The organism is Mycobacterium sp. WMMD1722, from assembly GCF_049315205.1.
GTDB lineage: Bacteria > Actinomycetota > Actinomycetes > Mycobacteriales > Mycobacteriaceae > Mycobacterium.
Genome location: NZ_CP186056.1, coordinates 3,796,780 through 3,813,044, shown reverse-complemented (window position 1 = coordinate 3,813,044; position 16,265 = coordinate 3,796,780). Strand labels below are relative to the sequence as shown.

Genomic DNA, 16,265 nt, shown 5'->3' with positions numbered 1-16,265 from the left:
GGGGGTGAGCCCCCGCACAGGTCTTCGTCCCAGTCTACCGCCAACGGCCGACTGGACCGACTCTGTGACGGCGTTTCCACCTATCTGAATGCGCCGTGCGCGGAATTTCTCGATCCTCGGTGCGTGGCGACGCTACAGACCGGCGAATCCGACCCTGAGACGGCTCTCAGGCAATCACCCGTAGGTATCGCGCGGCCCGCGGCCCGGAACGTGGTAGCGGCCTTTGCGCCAGGACGGCGCGGTCGGCCCGGTGATCTTCAAGGTGCTGACGACCCCATCGCCGACGGCCGCGGCAATCTTGGCCAGCAGCTGTGCCTGCACCATCCGCAGCTGAGTGGCCCACGCGGTGGATTCCGCCGCCACGGTCAGCACACCCTCGCGCAGCACCACCGGGGTGGCGTGCGCGGCGATCTGCTCGCCGACCACCGTCTCCCACTGGCCGAACACCGCACCCTCGGCGACCCGCGGTGACCAGCCGCGCCGCTGGGTGAGATCGCGGGCCGCCGCGCCGAAGGGCTGGGGATCCCGCGAGTCCGGGCCGGGACCCGACCAGGTGCGGCGACGGCCGCTGCCCGCCACCCGCCGGGTCGGGGCCATCCGCCCACGACCGACGTCCTTACCCTGGCTGCGGGCGGCACCGCGAGCCTCCTCGAGCGTGCGGCGCACCAGATCCATCCCGGACAGGCCGGCCAGCCGGTCCGGCGGTCCGCCGGGGGTGTCCTCGTCGTCGGTCACTGCACCACCACCGATATCCGTGCGCCGTCGTCGGCATCCTCCATCCGGATGCCGACGCGCTGAGCATCCCATCCGGTGGGGACATCTTCGCCCACCGCCGCGGTCACCAACACCTGTTCGGCGTCGGCAGCCACCGCGGCCAACGCAGTGCGCCGGGCGGTGTCGAGTTCGGCGAACACGTCGTCGAGCAGCAGAACCGGGTCGCTGCCCTCGGTGCGGAGCAACTCATAGGAGGCCAGTCGCAGCGACAGCGCCATCGACCATGACTCACCGTGGCTGGCATAGCCTTTCGCCAACTGGTCGCCGAGTCGCAATTCGAGGTCATCGCGGTGCGGTCCGACCAGACACACGCCGCGATCCAGCTCGGCGTCCCGGCGGCGCGACATCGCGTCGAGCAGCGCAGCCTCGTAGTACTCCACCGTGTCGTCCTCATCGACGTCGACACTGGTGCGATATCGGATGGCCGCCGGACGCGAACCGGGTGCCAGCAGTTGGTAGGCCTTTTCCACCTCCGGCGCCAGCAGGTCGACCAGCGCCGCCCGCGCCGCCATCAGCTGGGCACCGTGCCTGGCCAGGTGACCATCCCAGACGTCCAGGGTCTCCAGCGCCCCGCGGTCCCCACGGTAACGAGCGCCCGCCGCGGTCTTGAGGAGCGCGGTGCGCTGGCGCACGACCTTGTCGTAGTCCGCCCGCACCCCCGCCAGGCTGGGCCGGCGCGTGGTTGCGAGTTCGTCCAGAAAGCGACGGCGCTCGCCGGGATCCCCGCGCACCAGCGCGAGATCCTCGGGGGCGAACAGAACCGCCCGCAGCACACCGAGCACCTCACGCGGACTCCGGACGGGGGAGCGGTTCAGCCGCGCCTTGTTGGCCCGGCCGGCGGTGATCTCGAGGTCGACGGCCAGTTCGCGGCCGTCGTTGACGACGATGGTGGACACCACCGCGCGCGTCGCACCCGCGCGGATCAGCGGGGCATCCGAGGCCACCCGGTGCGAGCCCAGCGTCGCCGAATACCACAGCGCCTCAACGAGATTGGTTTTACCGAAGCCGTTGGACCCGACGAACACCGTCCGGCCCGGTCCCAGCTCGAGGTCCGCGCGGGCCCAGGAACGGAAATCGGTCAGCGTCACGTGCCGGACATACACCTGTTCAACCGGATTCGCTGATCCTCTTGACGGCATGGCCGCCGAACTGGTTGCGCAGCGCGGAGACCGCCTTCATGGTGGGGGAGTCCTCCTGGCGCGAGAGGAATCGCGCGAACAGCGACGCCGCAATCCCCGGCACCGGCACCCGCAGTCGGATCGCTTCTTCGACGGTCCACCGGCCCTCACCGGAATCCTCGGTGTAGCCCGAGATCTCGGCGAGCTCCGGATCCTCCTTGAGCGCTTTGGCCAGCAGCTGCTGCAGCCACGACCGCACCACGGTGCCGTTGCTCCAGGCCTGGTACACCGCCTGTGGGTTGGTGATCAGGTCCTCGGCGGCGAGCATCTCGTATCCCTCGCCGTAGGCCGTCATCAGCGCGTATTCCACGCCGTTGTGCACCATTTTCGCGAAGTGCCCGGCCCCGACCGGGCCGGCGTGGACGAATCCGTCGGCCAACTCACCCGGCGGCCGGAGGGTGTCGAAGATCGGCATGACCCGTTCCACGTCGGCGTCCGACCCACCCACCATCAGTCCGTATCCCTCACGCAGCCCCCAGACACCACCGGACACGCCCGCGTCGATGAAGCCGATTCCCTTGGCGTGCAACAGTTCTGCGTGTGGACCATCTTCGGTGTAACGGGAATTGCCGCCGTCGATGACCAGGTCGCCCTCGCTGAGCACCTCGGCCAGCGACACGATCGTGTCGTGGGTGACCGGGCCGGACGGCACCATCACCCAGACCACCCGGGGGGTCGGTAGCGCCTCGGCGAGCGCGGCCAACGACGGCACATCGCTGACCTCGGGCCGCGGGTCGTAGCCGGTCACCTCGTGGCCGCCCTCGCGCAGGCGCTCACGCATGTTGAAGCCCATCTTGCCCAGGCCGATCAAACCGAGTTGCATTGCGCCTCTCTTCGTCGCTAGGTCGGTTAGCCCGGGAGGCGCACCGGCATCAACAGATACACATAGTCGGTCTGCAGCGCCGGGAACGGCCCGGCCGACCCGACACCTTGGTCATCATCGCCCGCCGGGCGCAACACCGCCGGTCTGCTGGGTGTCGTGAATCCGAACGTGACCCGATCGGAGTGCAGCGATCCGAGGCCGTCGGTGAGATAGGTCGGGTTGAAGGCGATGGTCAGAGGCTCCCCGGAGAACGCCACGGGAAGGTCCTCCTCGGCCCGGCCCACGTCGTCGGCGCCGGCCGACAGCCGCAGCGCGTCCTCGGAGAACTCCATCCGCACCTGTGCGCCGCGGTCGGCCACCAGGGCGACGCGTTTGATCGCCTCGGTGAGTTCGGCCACGCCGATGGTGGCCACCGCGGTGTGTTCACTGGGCAGCAACTGCCGAAATTTCGGGAATTCGGCGTCGAGCAGGCGCGTCGTACTGCGCTTGCCGGCGCTGCGGATGCCCAGCAGACCCTCTTTGCCCACCGAGGCGCCGGCACCGAGGGCCAGATGCACGTCGGTACCGTCGGTGCCCGCCTTGGCGGCCTCGGCCAGTGTCTTGGCCGGAACGAGGACGGCGGCCTCGATATCGGGCGTCGCGGTGGACCAGGTCAGTTCCCGCACGGCCAGCCGGAAGCGGTCGGTGGCCGCCAAAACGACACTCTCTCCGGTGATCTCGACCCTGATGCCGGTGAGCATCGGCAAGGTGTCGTCCCGGCCGGCCGCCACCGCGACCTGGCCGATCGCCTCGGCGAACACGTCGGCGCCCACCACACCGGTCTCGTCCGGGAGGGCCGGGAGCGTCGGGTAGTCCTCGACGGCCATGGTCGGCAGCGAGAATCGGGCGCTACCGCAGGTCAGCGACACACGGGTGCCTTCGACGCTGACGTCGACGGGTTTGGCGGGGAGGGCGCGGGTGATGTCGCTCAACAGCCGGCCCGATACCAAAACGCTTCCCGGAGAGGCGATTTCGGCAGAGACTCGAACCTCGGCCGACACCTCGTAGTCGAATCCCGAGATGGTCAGCCCGTCGTCGTCACCGGTCAGCAGCACGCCGGCCAGGACGGGGACGGTCGGGCGAGAGGGCAGGCTTCGGGCCACCCAGGCCACTGCGTCAGCGAAGTCCTCCCGCACCAGGCGGAACTTCAGGTCGTTCAGACCCGTCGTCGTCGTCGCCACGTCCATAGCGTCCCTTCGAATAACACCACAATGAGTTCTACCAGCGGTTGTCTCGGTGTCCGAAGAACGCCTAGTCCAGCTGCGCCTCGACGACCATAACGGCTGCCGATGAACCACCGTAGAGCTTTCCGCCCGAACTTGAAAGCTAATCGATCGGGGTGACATGGGCACTGGATCGCGTGTCCGGGCCCGGTCGATCCGGTGTTGTGAATGGGGTGTCCCCAGCGCGCTTCTTCTAGAAGAAATCTAGAGAGATAGATGAGTAACAGTAATAGGGGCTGTGGAGACTGGGGATGCACGCGCGACGGTGCAGGTCGGCCCGCGTGTCGGCGTGTGGGTGCCGTGGGGACGCAGCCGACCCGGGGCAGCGCAGGGTGTGGACCGCCGAAAGCGTTGTGTAACACGGGCGCTCTTGTGCCGGGTTCGATCACCAGGTTGTGCACACGGTATCCACAGTGCAGCTGTGTGACGTCTGTGACGAGCGGTACGGAAGTTTTTCGGCCGCAGCGGCGATCCGGCGTGATTCGACACGTGACGAATTGAAGGGCGTGCGGTTCACCCGGTGCAAAAAGCGAAGAAAAAGGTCAGCGCTTGGAGCGCTGACGGATTCTGGTGGTGAGTTCCTTGACGTGATCGAACACCTCGCGACGTTCCGCCATCTCGCCACGGATCTTCTTCTCGGCGTACATCACCGTGGTGTGGTCGCGACCGAAGGCCTGTCCGATCTTCGGCAGCGACAGATCCGTCAGCTCGCGGCACAGGTACATGGCGATCTGCCGGGATTGGGCCAACGCGCGGGTCTTCCCCGGGCCCCGGAGTTCTTCGATGGTGGTCTCGAAGTACTCGGCGGTGGCCGCCATGATCGCTGCGGTCGAGATCTGCATGGTGTTGGCATCGGAGATCAGGTCCCGCAGGACGATCTCGGCCAGGGACTTGTCGATCGCGGTCTTGTTCAGCGATGCGAACGCGGTCACCCGGATCAGCGCACCCTCGAGTTCGCGAATGTTGCGCTCGATGCTGCCGGCGATGAGCTCGAGGACGTCGTCAGGGACGTCGAGGCGGTCCATCTGGGCCTTCTTGCGCAGGATCGCGATCCGGGTCTCCAACTCGGGAGGTTGGACATCGGTGATCAGACCCCATTCGAACCGGGTCCGCAGCCGGTCCTCCAGGGTGGCCAGCTGTTTGGGCGGCCGGTCGGAGGAGATGACGATCTGCTTGTTGGCGTTGTGCAGCGTGTTGAAGGTGTGGAAGAACTCCTCCTGGATGCCTTCCTTGCCCTCGATGAACTGGATGTCGTCCACCAGCAAGACGTCGATGTCGCGGTAACTGCGTTTGAACGAGGCCTTGCGATCGTCGCGCAGCGAGTTGATGAAATCGTTGGTGAATTCCTCGGTCGAGACGTACTTGACCCGCATCCCGGGGAAGAGGCGCTGGGCGTAGTTGCCCGCGGCATGCAACAGATGGGTCTTGCCCAGACCGGATTCACCCCAGATGAACAGCGGGTTGTAGGCGCGGGCCGGGGCCTCGGCGATCGCGAGCGTCGCCGCGTGGGCGAATCGGTTGGAGGCGCCGATGACGAACGTGTCGAAGGTGTAGCGGCGGTTGAGGCTGACCTCGTTGGGATCCTCGGGCACCGGAGGCTGGGGGGTCCGGCTGAAGTACCTCGGCCAGGTCTCGGCCGCGCTGGCGCGTGCCTCGGTGTCCTCGTCGACCTCGTCGTGATCCAGCGGGGCCGGGGTGTCGTCGTCCTCGTCCGAGGCGGGGGTCGCGATCCGCACGCCGAGCTCGACGCGGTGACCGAGGTGCCGGCTGAGCGCGGTGATGATCGGCTCGCGCAGGTGTCGCTCGATCTCGTTCTGCACGAAGGGGGTGGGTACCGAGAGCAGAGCAAACCCCTCGGTGATCACCAATGGTTTGACGAGCCGAAGCCAGGCCCTTTGCTGGGCGGTCAGGGCGGGTCCGGCATCGGTCCCATTGCGCCCGGCGGATGCCGCGTCGCCATTGAGCTCGCCGAGCACGGTGTTCCACACCGCTACGAAAGGGGGGTCGGGGTCAGCTGTCAATGACGAGCACCCCCTTGCGTGGACGTCGGAGCGACGACCAATGGAACGAAGACCAACTGTCCACAAAGTTATCCACAGGTTGTGGAGTATGGGCAGGTCGTCGCTTAAGTTGTCTACCGGTGTGGGAACGCCGCGGAACGGGGCTCGGCACAGCTGTTCGAAGCAGCTGTGGGCTCGCGGTCGGACGTCCTCATTTCGTTGTCGGCGGCCGTTCCAGTCGAAACGGCATTGCCAGAAGCTAACAGTTTTCTCTCGGAGTGCCAACCGTTCGACAACATTGCGCGGCTACTTCTTCGGGTCGCCCGACCGATGGTGAATGATGTGACGGATGTCAACGATTCGAGCCGGTGACTAGCGAGGTTTGACCCAGGGAAATCTCGTCAGTACCCTCGAACAGTCGCCCGCACGTGGCGATACGGCTGCGATCCGGGCCACTGGAGTCAGCGCCGGCTAGCAAGCAAGATGCATGAGCTTAACAACGGCGAGCGCGTCCACCCATGAACGACATGTGTGTGGCATGCGGGCGCCACACAACGAGGAGAGATTGCCGTGGCCAAGGGCAAGCGGACGTTCCAGCCCAACAACCGCCGTCGTGCGCGCGTGCACGGTTTCCGGTTGCGTATGCGGACCCGCGCCGGTCGCGCGATCGTGTCGGCTCGCCGTAGCAAGGGCCGTCGTTCCCTCACCGCCTGACGCGACGCGGGAACGCGCGCGGTGCTTCCGGCCCGGTACCGGATGAGCCGGTCGGCAGAATTCAGTGCCACGGTTGGTCGGGGCGTGCGGTGCGCGCAGCCCGATCTCGTCGTCCACCTGGGGTGTGACCGCGAGGATGCGTCCGGGCCGAGAGTCGGGTTGGTGGTGGCCAGATCAGTGGGCAATGCCGTCGTGAGACATCGCGTCTCCCGGCGGCTGCGTCATGTCGCCGTCGCCTTCGTCGATCAGCTCGATCCGCACCAGCGGCTCGTCATCCGCGCCCTACCCGGTGCTGCCACGGCGTCTTCGGCCCGGCTGCAGGATCAGCTCGGTCGCGCCGTGCAGCGCGCGCAGTCGAGGGCCGGAGTGTGTCCATGACCCGGCGGTGGGGAAGGCATACCCCGGCGCGCGCGGTGATCTTCGCCATCGATCTCTACCGGAACATGGTGTCGCCGTTGCGGCTGCCGTCCTGCCGGTTCACTCCCACCTGCAGTCAGTACGCGGTGGATGCGCTGACCGAATACGGGCTGATCCGCGGAAGCTGGCTCGCCCTGGTACGGCTCGCCAAATGTGGCCCGTGGCACCCGGGTGGCTGGGATCCGATCCCGGACCGGCATGGTGGGGCCGAGGAGTCATCCTCAGACCGAAGCGGTGCAGCATCGTCGGCCGCCGATCTCGTCAGGAGCACAACGAGTGTTTAACTGGTTCAGCCTCGACATCATCTACTACCCGGTGTCGGCGATCATGTGGGTCTGGTTCAAGGCCTTCAGCTTCCTGCTGGGACCGGACAACTTCTTCGCATGGGCGTTGTCGGTGATGTTCCTGGTGTTCACTCTGCGCGCGATCCTCTACAAGCCGTTCGTCCGGCAGATCCGCACCACCCGCCAGATGCAGGAACTGCAGCCCCAGATCAAGGCGCTGCAGAAGAAGTACGGCAAAGACCGCCAGCGGATGGCGCTGGAGATGCAGAAGCTGCAGAAGGAGCACGGGTTCAACCCGATTCTCGGCTGTCTGCCGATGCTCGCGCAGATCCCGGTGTTCCTGGGTCTCTATCACGTGCTGATGTCCTTCAACCGGACCCAGACCGGCATCGGCCGGTTGGGGCTGTCGGTGGAGGAGAACCGCAGTCTGCCCAACTACGTGTTCAGCGCGACCGATGTCGGGCACTTCCTGGACGCGAATCTGTTCGGCGCACCACTGGGCGCCACCATGATCCAGCAGCACGGCCTCGAGGCCTTCACCGAATTCCACCGGGTCGCGGTGATCGCTGTCGGCGTGCCGATCATGATCCTGGCCGGCATCGCGACGCACTTCAACAGCCGCGCGTCGGTGGCTCGTCAGACCCCGGAGGCGGCAGCCAATCCGCAGACCGCGCTGATGAACAAGCTGGCCTTGTACGTCTTCCCCCTGGGTGTGGTGGTCGGCGGTCCGTTCCTGCCGCTGGCGGTGATCATGTACTGGCTGGCCAACAACATCTGGACCTACGGCCAGCAGCACTATGTGTTCGGCAAGATCGAAAAAGAGGAAGAGGCCAAGAAGGTCGCTGCGCAGGAGCGCCGATCGGCCAACGCCCCGGCCCCGGGTAAGAAGCCCAACCGTGCGCGCAAGGCGGCTGCCGGCAACGGGTTGGAGGACGGGTCCGACGAGGCCGTCGACCCGGTGGTCGAGTCCGTCCCGGAGGGCTCGACCGATGCTGCCGGGACATCGAATGGGTCGACCGGCGGGAACGCCCCGAAGCCTGGCGGTGCGTCGGCCAAGGCTGCGGGGAACAGGCCGCCGGGCAATCGATCGCCGCGGCCGGGAGCCCGGCCCAAGAAGCGCAAGCGTTGACCAGTCCTGCACTGGTGGAGGAGAGAGGGACGACTATGACGGATGCGGACACCACAGAGCGCACCGAAGAGACCGAGGAGACGACCGCAGCGACGACGTCGGGCACCGAGGACGATCTCGAGGAGCGTCTGGTCGCCGAGGGGGAGATCGCCGGGGACTACCTGGAGGAGCTGCTCGATCTGCTGGACTTCGACGGCGATATCGATCTGGACGTCGAAGGCGACCGCGCAGTGGTCAGCATCGACGGCGGCACCGACCTGAACAAGTTGGTCGGCCGTAAAGGCGAGGTGCTCGACGCGCTCCAGGAACTGACCCGGCTGGCCGTGCATCAGAAGACCGGCGAGCGCAGCCGGCTGATGCTCGACATCGCGCGCTGGCGCCGTCGTCGTCGCGACGAGCTGGCAGCGCTGGGCGACCAGGTGGCTCAGCGTGTGCTCGAGAGCGGTGAACGGGAATCGCTGGCGCCGATGACGCCGTTCGAACGCAAGATCGTGCACGACGCGGTGGCCGCGGTGTCTGGCGTCCACAGCGAGAGCGAGGGCGCGGAGCCGTCCCGGCGGGTCGTCGTCCTTCCGGACTGACCTTGCTCTACCCCTTACTTACACGGATGTAGTTCACTCGACGGCGCGGCGGGGGCGGAGAATGTTTCACGTGAAACCCGATTCTCCGGAGGCGGCGGCGGCCGTGTTCGGCGATCGACTGGAGACCGCCCGCCGGTACGCCGAATTACTGTGCACCGCGGGGGTGGAGCGCGGCCTGATCGGACCGCGCGAGACCGAGCGGATCTGGGACCGGCACATCCTCAACAGCGCGGCGATCGGCGAGCTGGTCGAACCGGGGGAGCGCGTTGTCGACATCGGAAGCGGCGCCGGTTTGCCGGGCATACCGCTGGCGCTGGCTCGCTCCGACGTGGCCGTCGTTCTGGTCGAGCCGCTGTTGCGCCGCAGTGACTTCCTCGCCGAGGTGGTGGCGACCCTCGGCCTGGACGTCGAGGTGCTTCGCGGCCGCGCCGAAGAGCCGGGGGTGCGTGACACGCTCGGCGAGGTCGACGTGGTGACCTCGCGTGCGGTGGCCTCCCTGGACAAGTTGAGCCGCTGGAGCCTGCCGTTGTTGCGGCCCGGCGGCCGAATGCTCGCGCTCAAGGGTGAACGGGCGGACAGTGAAGTCGACGAACACCGGCGGGCGATGGAACGGGCTGGCGCCGACGAGGTTCGGGTGGTGAGATGTGGCGCGGGGTTCTTGAATCCTCCTGCCACCGTGGTCGTCGCAAGGCGTCGGGCGCAGGCACGCGGATCGGGCCGATCGCAACGAGCGGGCAGGAGATGAGCATGGATCGAGTGCCGGACGGCACCGGCGGCGCGTCGGTTTCACGTGAAACATGGGGCGACGCCATCGCTGCGGATACGCCGATCGGCGCCGAGGCGGAGCGCGCCGTGCGCCTGCTGCACTCCGCGACACAGGGCGGTCTGCCCCGCCCGAGCCGGCAGCGGGTGTTCACGATTGCCAACCAGAAGGGCGGCGTGGGCAAGACGACGACCGCGGTGAACATCGCAGCGGCCCTGTCCCTGCAGGGCCTGAAGGTGTTGGTCATCGACCTCGACCCGCAGGGCAATGCGAGCACCGCGCTCGGTATCGAGCACCGGCCCGGAACCCCGTCGTCCTACGAGGTGCTCATCGGCGATATCCCGGTGAACGAGGCTCTGCAACAGAGCCCGCACAACGAGCGCCTGTTCTGCGTGCCGGCGACCATTGACCTGGCCGGCGCGGAGATCGAGTTGGTGAGCATGGTCGCCCGCGAAGGGCGGTTGCGCACCGCCCTGGCCGAACTCAAACACCACGACTTCGACTACGTCTTCATCGACTGCCCGCCGTCGCTGGGGCTGTTGACCATCAACGCATTGGTTGCCGCACCCGAGGTCCTGATACCGATTCAGTGTGAGTACTACGCACTCGAAGGTGTGGGGCAGCTGTTGCGGAACATCGAGATGGTCAAAGCCCACCTCAATCCGGAACTCACCGTGTCCACGGTCATCCTCACCATGTACGACGGCCGCACGAAACTCGCCGACCAGGTGGCATCCGATGTGCGGGAGCATTTCGGCGACATCGTGTTGCGCACGGTCATCCCACGCAGCGTGAAGGTGTCCGAGGCGCCCGGATACGGAATGACGATCCTGGGCTACGACCCCGGGTCGAGGGGTGCGATGAGCTATCTCGATGCCAGCCGGGAACTGGCGCAGCGCGGGGCACCCAACGACGGTGCCCGGCAATGACGGCGTGTGCGCGATTGAAGGAGACGACACGATGACCCAGCCCACCCGCAAGCGCAGCGGACTCGGCCGCGGATTGGCCTCGCTGATCCCCACCGGACCCGGTGAGGACGGTAGCGCTGCCGGCCTCGGCGGCCCACGCATGGGGTCCGCCGCGGCCGATGTGGTCATCGGCGGCGGTCCCGCGGCGATTCCGCCCGCGGCCGAAGTGGGTGCGGTCTACCGGGAGATCGACCCGGCCGCGATCGAACCGAATCCCCGACAGCCGCGCCAGGTGTTCGACGACGAGGCGCTGTCCGAACTGGTGCATTCGATCCGCGAATTCGGGCTCATGCAGCCGATCGTCGTGCGGGCGCTCGGGGACGACGGTGGATCGGCGCGCTACCAACTGGTGATGGGGGAGCGACGTTGGCGGGCGGCCCAGGAGGCCGGCCTCGCGGCCATCCCCGCGATCGTCCGTGAGACGGCCGACGACAATCTTCTTCGCGACGCTCTCCTCGAGAACATCCACCGCGTGCAGTTGAATCCACTGGAAGAGGCGGCGGCCTATCAACAGCTGCTCGACGAGTTCGGGGTCACCCACGATGAACTCGCCAGCCGGATCGGCCGGTCGCGCCCACTCATCACGAACATGATCCGACTGTTGCGCCTGCCGATCGCCGTCCAGCGGCGGGTCGCCGCCGGTGTGCTGTCCGCCGGCCACGCTCGCGCACTGCTGGCACTCGAAGGCGGACCGGAGCGGCAGGAGGAACTCGCCGCCCGCATCGTCGCCGAGGGTCTGTCGGTGCGGGCGACCGAGGAGGCGGTGACGCTGGCCAACCGCAACGAGCCGGCGGCCCCCACCGCTCCACGTCGCAAGCCGATTCATATGCCGGGCCTGCAGGACGTTGCTGAACAGCTCTCCACAGCATTCGACACCCGCGTCACCGTCAGTCTCGGCAAACGCAAGGGCAAGATCGTGGTCGAATTCGGGTCGGTCGACGATCTGCAACGCATCGTCGACCTGATGAACTCGACGAACCACTGACCAACCACCCATGGTCGTTACGTCACTGTGACAGCATCAGTCTCCGGTCAGCTCGGCGCCGCGCCCGCGAGCACCGGATGCGTTGCGGCGCAAACCCTTACGGATTCGCAACCGGCGCCGGCCGGTATTGCTCCTATTGTGGAGAGTCGGGCGCAGCTGCGCACCGCGGACGGGAACCGGGGAACCTGAGTGTCGGCACGTATTTCACCCTTACGGCTCGAAGGATTCGACCAGCTGCCCAAGCACGCACGGCGCTGTGTGTTCTGGGAGGTCGACCCCGCCACCCTGAACCGCGACGACCACCTCTCGGATCCGGAGTTCGAGAAGGAAGCCTGGTTGTCGATGGTGATGCTGGAGTGGGGATCCTGCGGCCAGGTTGCCGTGCGGAGCCGCGCCCGGCGCGGCGACGAGTCCGATGCTGATGGGGGCCTGGGGGAGGAACCGTGTCTGGGCTACGCCTTCTATGCGCCGCCGCGCGCGGTGCCGCGGGCCCGGCTGTTCCCCAGCGGCCCGGTCAGCGCCGACGCCATACTGCTCACGTCGGTGGGTGTGGAACCGGGACCGGACAGCGATGCGCTACCGCAAGGGCTGCTGACGTCGGTGGTCAGCGATCTGGTCCGGCGTGGTGTGCGGGCGCTCGAGGCGTTCGGCCGTACCGAGGCGACCGAGCACCTCAGCGATCCGCGCGTCGTTCCCGGCGACTGCCACGCCGCGGTCACGGTATTGGGGGATTGCTCGGTACAGCGCTGCATCGTCGGCGCCGACGTGCTCGAAGCGGTCGGGTTCACCGTGGTGTCACCGCATCCGTACTTTCCCCGGCTGCGCCTGGAGTTGGAGCAGGGTCTGGGGTGGAAGGCCGACGTGGAGGCGGCGCTGGAACGGTTGCTGGAGTCGGCGCAGCTGCAGCAGCCCGTCGGGGCGGGCGCCGGCCGCTACGCGCAGGCTAGGGGCTGAGCCGACCGGCCTGTTCGACCGACAGTTCGTGGGCCAGTAGCTCGGCGAAGGTGAAGGTGCCTGTGGGCCGGTCGTTCTTGCCGAGAAGGTAGAGGCGCTTGACGGCGGCCAGGATGCCTTCGGCCAGTGCGTCGCGAGTATGACTCTGCACCAACAGATCCCGATCGTGCGGGTTGGTGATGTAGCCCGCGTCGACCTGCACGGTGGGCATCCGCGTCAGCCGCAACAGATCCCACGTGCGGCCGTGCGTGCGGCAGTCACGTAACCCCGTGCGCGCCACCACCTCTCGCTGGATGAAGTCGGCGAGATTGCGGCCGATCGTGGAGACGGAACCGTGCGAATTACCGAAATAGAACGATGCGACGCCGTTGGCGGCGGGGGTGGGCTGAGCGGCGCAGCGCAGGCTGATCATCAGATCGGCGCCAACCGTGTTGGCCGTCGCGGCCCGCTCGGCGTCGGACGGGCTGCGGTCGGCGGGGCGGGACAGGAACGTCTCCATGCCGATCGCGGTCATCCGACCCTCGAGGCGGCTGGCCAGATCCCACAGCATGTCGGCCTCGCTGATCGGGCCGTCGGGACCGTTGACGATCGGGCCCCGGTCGCTGCCGCCGCGGCCCGGATCGATGATGACGCGCTTACCCGACAGCCGCGGTCCGGACCGACGGACGAGTTCCTCTTCACGGATCGCATGCGGGGAGCCGCCGGTGACGCGGGAACCGAGAAAATACAGGGAGCGCAACGTCTCCGGGCCGCAGATGCCGTCCGGATACAGACCGTACTCACGCTGATAGGACGACAGGCTGTGGTGGGTCTGCAGACCGAAGTGACCGTCCACCAGTCCGGTGTAAAAGCCCAGATCCTGCAGACGCGCCTGCAGCGTCGCCACGTCGTCGCCGTACATCGGGGCACCGAACTGGTGCATGAGCGTGCGAGCGCCGAGGCGGTAGGACGCCTCCTTCAGGGCGCGGTAGGTCGCTTCTCCCACCACGCCGTCGACGAGCAGCCCACGATTCTGCTGGAACGCCCGCACGGCATGGTCCAACTCGGCGTCGAACACGTCGGCCGCTACATGCCGGCCGGTACTCAAATCCTCATCGGGGCTGTCGAGCAGGCCGAGAGCGGCCAGCGCTCCGCGGATCTCGGCGACCGCGGCGTCGCGGTCACCTCGACGCAGAATCGACATATTCGCCCCTTCAGGCCGGCCTGGGAATTCGGCTGTGGGTAGCCCCCGGCGCGGGCCGAAATCGGCTGCGCCTCGGCGGCAATTGTCTCAGACGCCTCCCAATATCGGGAAAACGCCAGGCGGACGCCGCCGGGACCGAATTCGGCTAGAGGTGCTCGGCCAGCTCGCGCAGCAGGGCGGCCTTCCCTTTCGCACCGACAATCCGCTTGACCGGTTCACCGCCCTTGAACAGGATCATCGTGGGAATCGACACCACCTGGAAGTCGCGGGCGGTCGTCGGATTCTCGTCGACGTCGAGTTTGGCGACGGTGAGATCGCCGGCCTTCTCGCTGGCGATCTCCTCGAGCACCGGGGCGACCATCTTGCACGGCCCGCACCAGGTGGCCCAGAAGTCGACCAGGACGGGGGTGTCACTGGCCAGCACATCGTTGGAGAACGTGTCGTCGGTGACGGCGACGGTGGCATGTCCGGCAGCCATGTCAGCTCCTATCGGGAAGTAGTTGGGTACAGGCCCGGCGACCCGCCTAGATGGGGGCCGAGATCTCTTCGTCGCTGGGCGCGGCGCCGATCTCGGCGAGCCACCGCTCGGCGTCGATGGCGGCGGCACACCCGCTGCCCGCGGCGGTGATCGCCTGCCGGTAGGTCCGGTCGACGAGATCACCCGCGGCGAAGACGCCTTCGACCGAGGTGTTGGTGGTCCGGCCCTCGACCAGGACGTAGCCGTCCTCGTCGACGTCGACGTGACCGCGCACGATGTCCGATCGCGGCACGTGGCCGATCGCGACGAACACCCCGGTCACCGCGAGCTTGGACTCCTCACCGGTGTTCACATCGCGCAGCCGCACACCGGTGACCTTGGGGCTGCCCTCGATCTCGGTGACCGCAGTGTCGGTCAGGAAGGTGATCTTCTCGTTCGCGCGGGCCCGCTCGAGCATGATGCGCGAGGCGCGGAACTCCGAGCGACGGTGGATGACGGTCACACTGCGCGCGAAACGGGTGAGGAACGTCGCCTCCTCCATGGCCGAGTCGCCACCGCCGACCACGGCGATGTCCTGATCGCGGAAGAAGAACCCGTCACAGGTCGCACAGGTGCTCACGCCCATGCCGAGCAGCGTGTCCTCACCGGGAACGCCCAGATGCCGCGCGGCCGCGCCCATCGCGAGGATCACCGCCCGGGCCCGGAACGTCTCGTCCCCGACGATGACGGTCTTCACCGGCCCGTCCAGGGACACCTCGTCGACGTCCTCCATGCGCAGGTCGGCGCCGAACCGCAACGCCTGTTCGCGCATCTCGTCCATCAGTTCGGGTCCGGTGATGCCGTTGCGGAATCCGGGATAGTTCTCCACCTCGGTGGTGGTCATCAGCGCACCGCCGAACTGTGATCCCTCGAACACCAGCGGCTCGAGCTGGGCGCGGGCGGCGTACACGGCCGCGGTGTAACCCGCCGGGCCGGAGCCGATGATGATCACGTCGTGAACCGTGGAAGAGGTGGTCATATGTGCCTTTCTGCCGTGTCACGCCGGCACGGGTTTCAACACCAGCCTAAGTCGGGGTGTTCCCCGGCGTGGGCAGGGGCATGCGCGCCGGGGTCACGCGCGATCGATCACATGACTGGCCGACGGTACGCCGCAGACCTGCTCCGCCGGCGCGGCGCTGCCGGGGTGTGCCGCCGGTGTCGCTCAGCGCGACGGCCAGCTTCGCCCGGCCCCGGCTGCACCGGCTTTTCACCGTGCCCTCGGCGATGCCCAGCAGGGCGGCGGTCTCGGCCACGGTGTAGCCCTGCATGTCGACCGCGACCACGGCCGCGCGCTGCTCGACCGGCAGGCGCATCAGCGCCTGCCGGACCGCGAGGCTGGCGTCGACGTGCCCGGTGGGGTCGCCAGCGGGGTGGTCCCGATCGAGCAGCGGCGTCGTCGGCTGCGTCTTCGCGCGGCGCATGCGGTCGAGGCAGGCGTTGACCACGATGCGGTACAGCCAGCTACCGACGGCGCAGTCGTAGCGGAAGGTCGCTGCACAGCGGTGCGCCGAGAGCATCGCTTCCTGCACCGCCTCCTCGGCATCCTCGGGGTGGCGGGTCATCGTCTGGGCCAGCCGGGCAAGCTGGGCGCGGTGCCGCCGGTAGAGCTCGTCGAAGGCGTAGCGTTCCCCGGCGACATGCGCGGCGAGCAGCTGGGCATCGGAGCGGGCGATCGCGTCGAAGGTCCCCACAGATGAACACTAAGCGCGCGGGCGGGTGCCGGCCGACACGAG

General features: G+C 67.6%; 18 protein-coding genes. 9 read left to right on the top strand and 9 right to left on the bottom strand.

The genetic code is table 11. The features are described 5' to 3' along the window. Window positions 1-174: 174 nt before the first annotated feature. The 5 genes from ACN27E_RS18195 to dnaA form a co-directional block, all read right to left on the bottom strand. Entirely contained in the window at window positions 175-735 is a 561-nt protein-coding gene (locus ACN27E_RS18195; protein WP_422743559.1) for a DUF721 family protein, read from the bottom strand. Further along, a complete protein-coding gene (gene recF, locus ACN27E_RS18190) occupies window positions 732-1,877 on the bottom strand; it encodes a DNA replication/repair protein RecF (protein ID WP_422743557.1) in 1,146 nt (381 codons plus the stop codon). The genes ACN27E_RS18195 and recF overlap by 4 nt, the downstream gene beginning before the upstream one ends. Before the next feature lie 4 nt (window positions 1,878-1,881). Continuing rightward, the gene (gene gnd / locus ACN27E_RS18185) at window positions 1,882-2,775 is read right to left on the bottom strand and encodes a phosphogluconate dehydrogenase (NAD(+)-dependent, decarboxylating) (protein WP_422743555.1); all 894 of its coding nucleotides are present in this window, start codon (window positions 2,773-2,775) and stop codon (window positions 1,882-1,884) included. Between the two features lie 26 nt (window positions 2,776-2,801). Further along, window positions 2,802-4,001 carry a DNA polymerase III subunit beta gene (gene dnaN, locus ACN27E_RS18180; protein ID WP_422743553.1) on the bottom strand — a complete coding sequence of 400 codons (1,200 nt, stop codon included), beginning with the start codon at window positions 3,999-4,001 and terminating at the stop codon, window positions 2,802-2,804. A gap of 578 nt (window positions 4,002-4,579) precedes the next feature. Further along, window positions 4,580-6,058, bottom strand: coding sequence for a chromosomal replication initiator protein DnaA (gene dnaA, locus ACN27E_RS18175; RefSeq protein ID WP_422743551.1), 1,479 nt, complete (start codon window positions 6,056-6,058; stop codon window positions 4,580-4,582). 549 nt (window positions 6,059-6,607) lie between these two features. On the opposite strand from dnaA, the gene rpmH reads away from it, so the two are divergent. From rpmH to ACN27E_RS18130, 9 genes are all read left to right on the top strand, one after another. Continuing rightward, window positions 6,608-6,751, top strand: a complete 144-nt coding sequence (gene rpmH, locus ACN27E_RS18170; RefSeq protein ID WP_087028634.1) for a 50S ribosomal protein L34 — start codon at window positions 6,608-6,610, stop codon at window positions 6,749-6,751. Window positions 6,752-6,772: 21 nt separating this feature from the next. After that, on the top strand, window positions 6,773-7,129 hold the full coding sequence (rnpA, locus tag ACN27E_RS18165; RefSeq protein ID WP_422743548.1) for a ribonuclease P protein component: 357 nt from the start codon (window positions 6,773-6,775) through the stop codon (window positions 7,127-7,129). Continuing rightward, a complete protein-coding gene (gene yidD, locus ACN27E_RS18160) occupies window positions 7,126-7,452 on the top strand; it encodes a membrane protein insertion efficiency factor YidD (RefSeq protein WP_422743547.1) in 327 nt (108 codons plus the stop codon). The genes rnpA and yidD overlap by 4 nt, the downstream gene beginning before the upstream one ends. A gap of 43 nt (window positions 7,453-7,495) precedes the next feature. After that, entirely contained in the window at window positions 7,496-8,581 is a 1,086-nt protein-coding gene (gene yidC, locus ACN27E_RS18155; RefSeq protein WP_422749966.1) for a membrane protein insertase YidC, read from the top strand. Between the two features lie 35 nt (window positions 8,582-8,616). Then, complete coding sequence (locus tag ACN27E_RS18150; RefSeq protein WP_422743545.1) at window positions 8,617-9,162, top strand: protein jag; 546 nt, start codon at window positions 8,617-8,619, stop codon at window positions 9,160-9,162. Between the two features lie 61 nt (window positions 9,163-9,223). Continuing rightward, window positions 9,224-9,907: a 16S rRNA (guanine(527)-N(7))-methyltransferase RsmG gene (gene rsmG / locus ACN27E_RS18145; RefSeq protein ID WP_422743543.1), complete on the top strand. Its 684-nt coding sequence runs from the start codon at window positions 9,224-9,226 to the stop codon at window positions 9,905-9,907. After that, window positions 9,904-10,854: a ParA family protein gene (locus ACN27E_RS18140; RefSeq protein WP_422743541.1), complete on the top strand. Its 951-nt coding sequence runs from the start codon at window positions 9,904-9,906 to the stop codon at window positions 10,852-10,854. The genes rsmG and ACN27E_RS18140 overlap by 4 nt, the downstream gene beginning before the upstream one ends. A 31-nt stretch (window positions 10,855-10,885) precedes the next feature. Further along, window positions 10,886-11,878: a ParB/RepB/Spo0J family partition protein gene (locus ACN27E_RS18135; protein ID WP_422743539.1), complete on the top strand. Its 993-nt coding sequence runs from the start codon at window positions 10,886-10,888 to the stop codon at window positions 11,876-11,878. Between the two features lie 189 nt (window positions 11,879-12,067). After that, the gene (locus ACN27E_RS18130) at window positions 12,068-12,832 is read left to right on the top strand and encodes an acetyltransferase (protein WP_422743538.1); all 765 of its coding nucleotides are present in this window, start codon (window positions 12,068-12,070) and stop codon (window positions 12,830-12,832) included. On the opposite strand, the gene ACN27E_RS18125 is transcribed toward ACN27E_RS18130, so the two are convergent. From ACN27E_RS18125 to sigM, 4 genes are all read right to left on the bottom strand, one after another. Further along, window positions 12,822-14,015, bottom strand: coding sequence for an N-acetylmuramoyl-L-alanine amidase (locus tag ACN27E_RS18125; protein WP_422743536.1), 1,194 nt, complete (start codon window positions 14,013-14,015; stop codon window positions 12,822-12,824). The genes ACN27E_RS18130 and ACN27E_RS18125 overlap by 11 nt on opposite strands. 145 nt (window positions 14,016-14,160) lie before the next feature. After that, window positions 14,161-14,493 (bottom strand): thioredoxin, encoded by a 333-nt coding sequence (gene trxA / locus ACN27E_RS18120; protein WP_422743534.1) that lies wholly within the window; start codon window positions 14,491-14,493, stop codon window positions 14,161-14,163. 46 nt (window positions 14,494-14,539) lie between these two features. Beyond that, entirely contained in the window at window positions 14,540-15,511 is a 972-nt protein-coding gene (trxB, locus tag ACN27E_RS18115; RefSeq protein WP_422743532.1) for a thioredoxin-disulfide reductase, read from the bottom strand. Window positions 15,512-15,557: 46 nt separating this feature from the next. Next, window positions 15,558-16,223, bottom strand: a complete 666-nt coding sequence (gene sigM / locus ACN27E_RS18110) for an RNA polymerase sigma factor SigM (protein ID WP_422743530.1) — start codon at window positions 16,221-16,223, stop codon at window positions 15,558-15,560. Window positions 16,224-16,265 lie beyond the last annotated feature (42 nt).

What these genes read in the sequence shown, in the direction of transcription:
- trxA (WP_422743534.1), bottom strand. Translation starts at nt 14,493, where the DNA reads ATGGCTGCCGGACATGCCACCGTCGCCGTCACCGACGACACGTTCTCC.
- yidC (WP_422749966.1), top strand. Translation starts at nt 7,496, where the DNA reads ATGTGGGTCTGGTTCAAGGCCTTCAGCTTCCTGCTGGGACCGGACAAC.
- ACN27E_RS18140 (WP_422743541.1), top strand. Translation starts at nt 9,904, where the DNA reads ATGAGCATGGATCGAGTGCCGGACGGCACCGGCGGCGCGTCGGTTTCA.
- ACN27E_RS18135 (WP_422743539.1), top strand. Translation starts at nt 10,886, where the DNA reads ATGACCCAGCCCACCCGCAAGCGCAGCGGACTCGGCCGCGGATTGGCC.
- ACN27E_RS18150 (WP_422743545.1), top strand. Translation starts at nt 8,617, where the DNA reads ATGACGGATGCGGACACCACAGAGCGCACCGAAGAGACCGAGGAGACG.
- trxB (WP_422743532.1), bottom strand. Translation starts at nt 15,511, where the DNA reads ATGACCACCTCTTCCACGGTTCACGACGTGATCATCATCGGCTCCGGC.
- rsmG (WP_422743543.1), top strand. Translation starts at nt 9,224, where the DNA reads ATGTTTCACGTGAAACCCGATTCTCCGGAGGCGGCGGCGGCCGTGTTC.
- ACN27E_RS18125 (WP_422743536.1), bottom strand. Translation starts at nt 14,015, where the DNA reads ATGTCGATTCTGCGTCGAGGTGACCGCGACGCCGCGGTCGCCGAGATC.
- yidD (WP_422743547.1), top strand. Translation starts at nt 7,126, where the DNA reads ATGACCCGGCGGTGGGGAAGGCATACCCCGGCGCGCGCGGTGATCTTC.
- dnaN (WP_422743553.1), bottom strand. Translation starts at nt 4,001, where the DNA reads ATGGACGTGGCGACGACGACGACGGGTCTGAACGACCTGAAGTTCCGC.
- gnd (WP_422743555.1), bottom strand. Translation starts at nt 2,775, where the DNA reads ATGCAACTCGGTTTGATCGGCCTGGGCAAGATGGGCTTCAACATGCGT.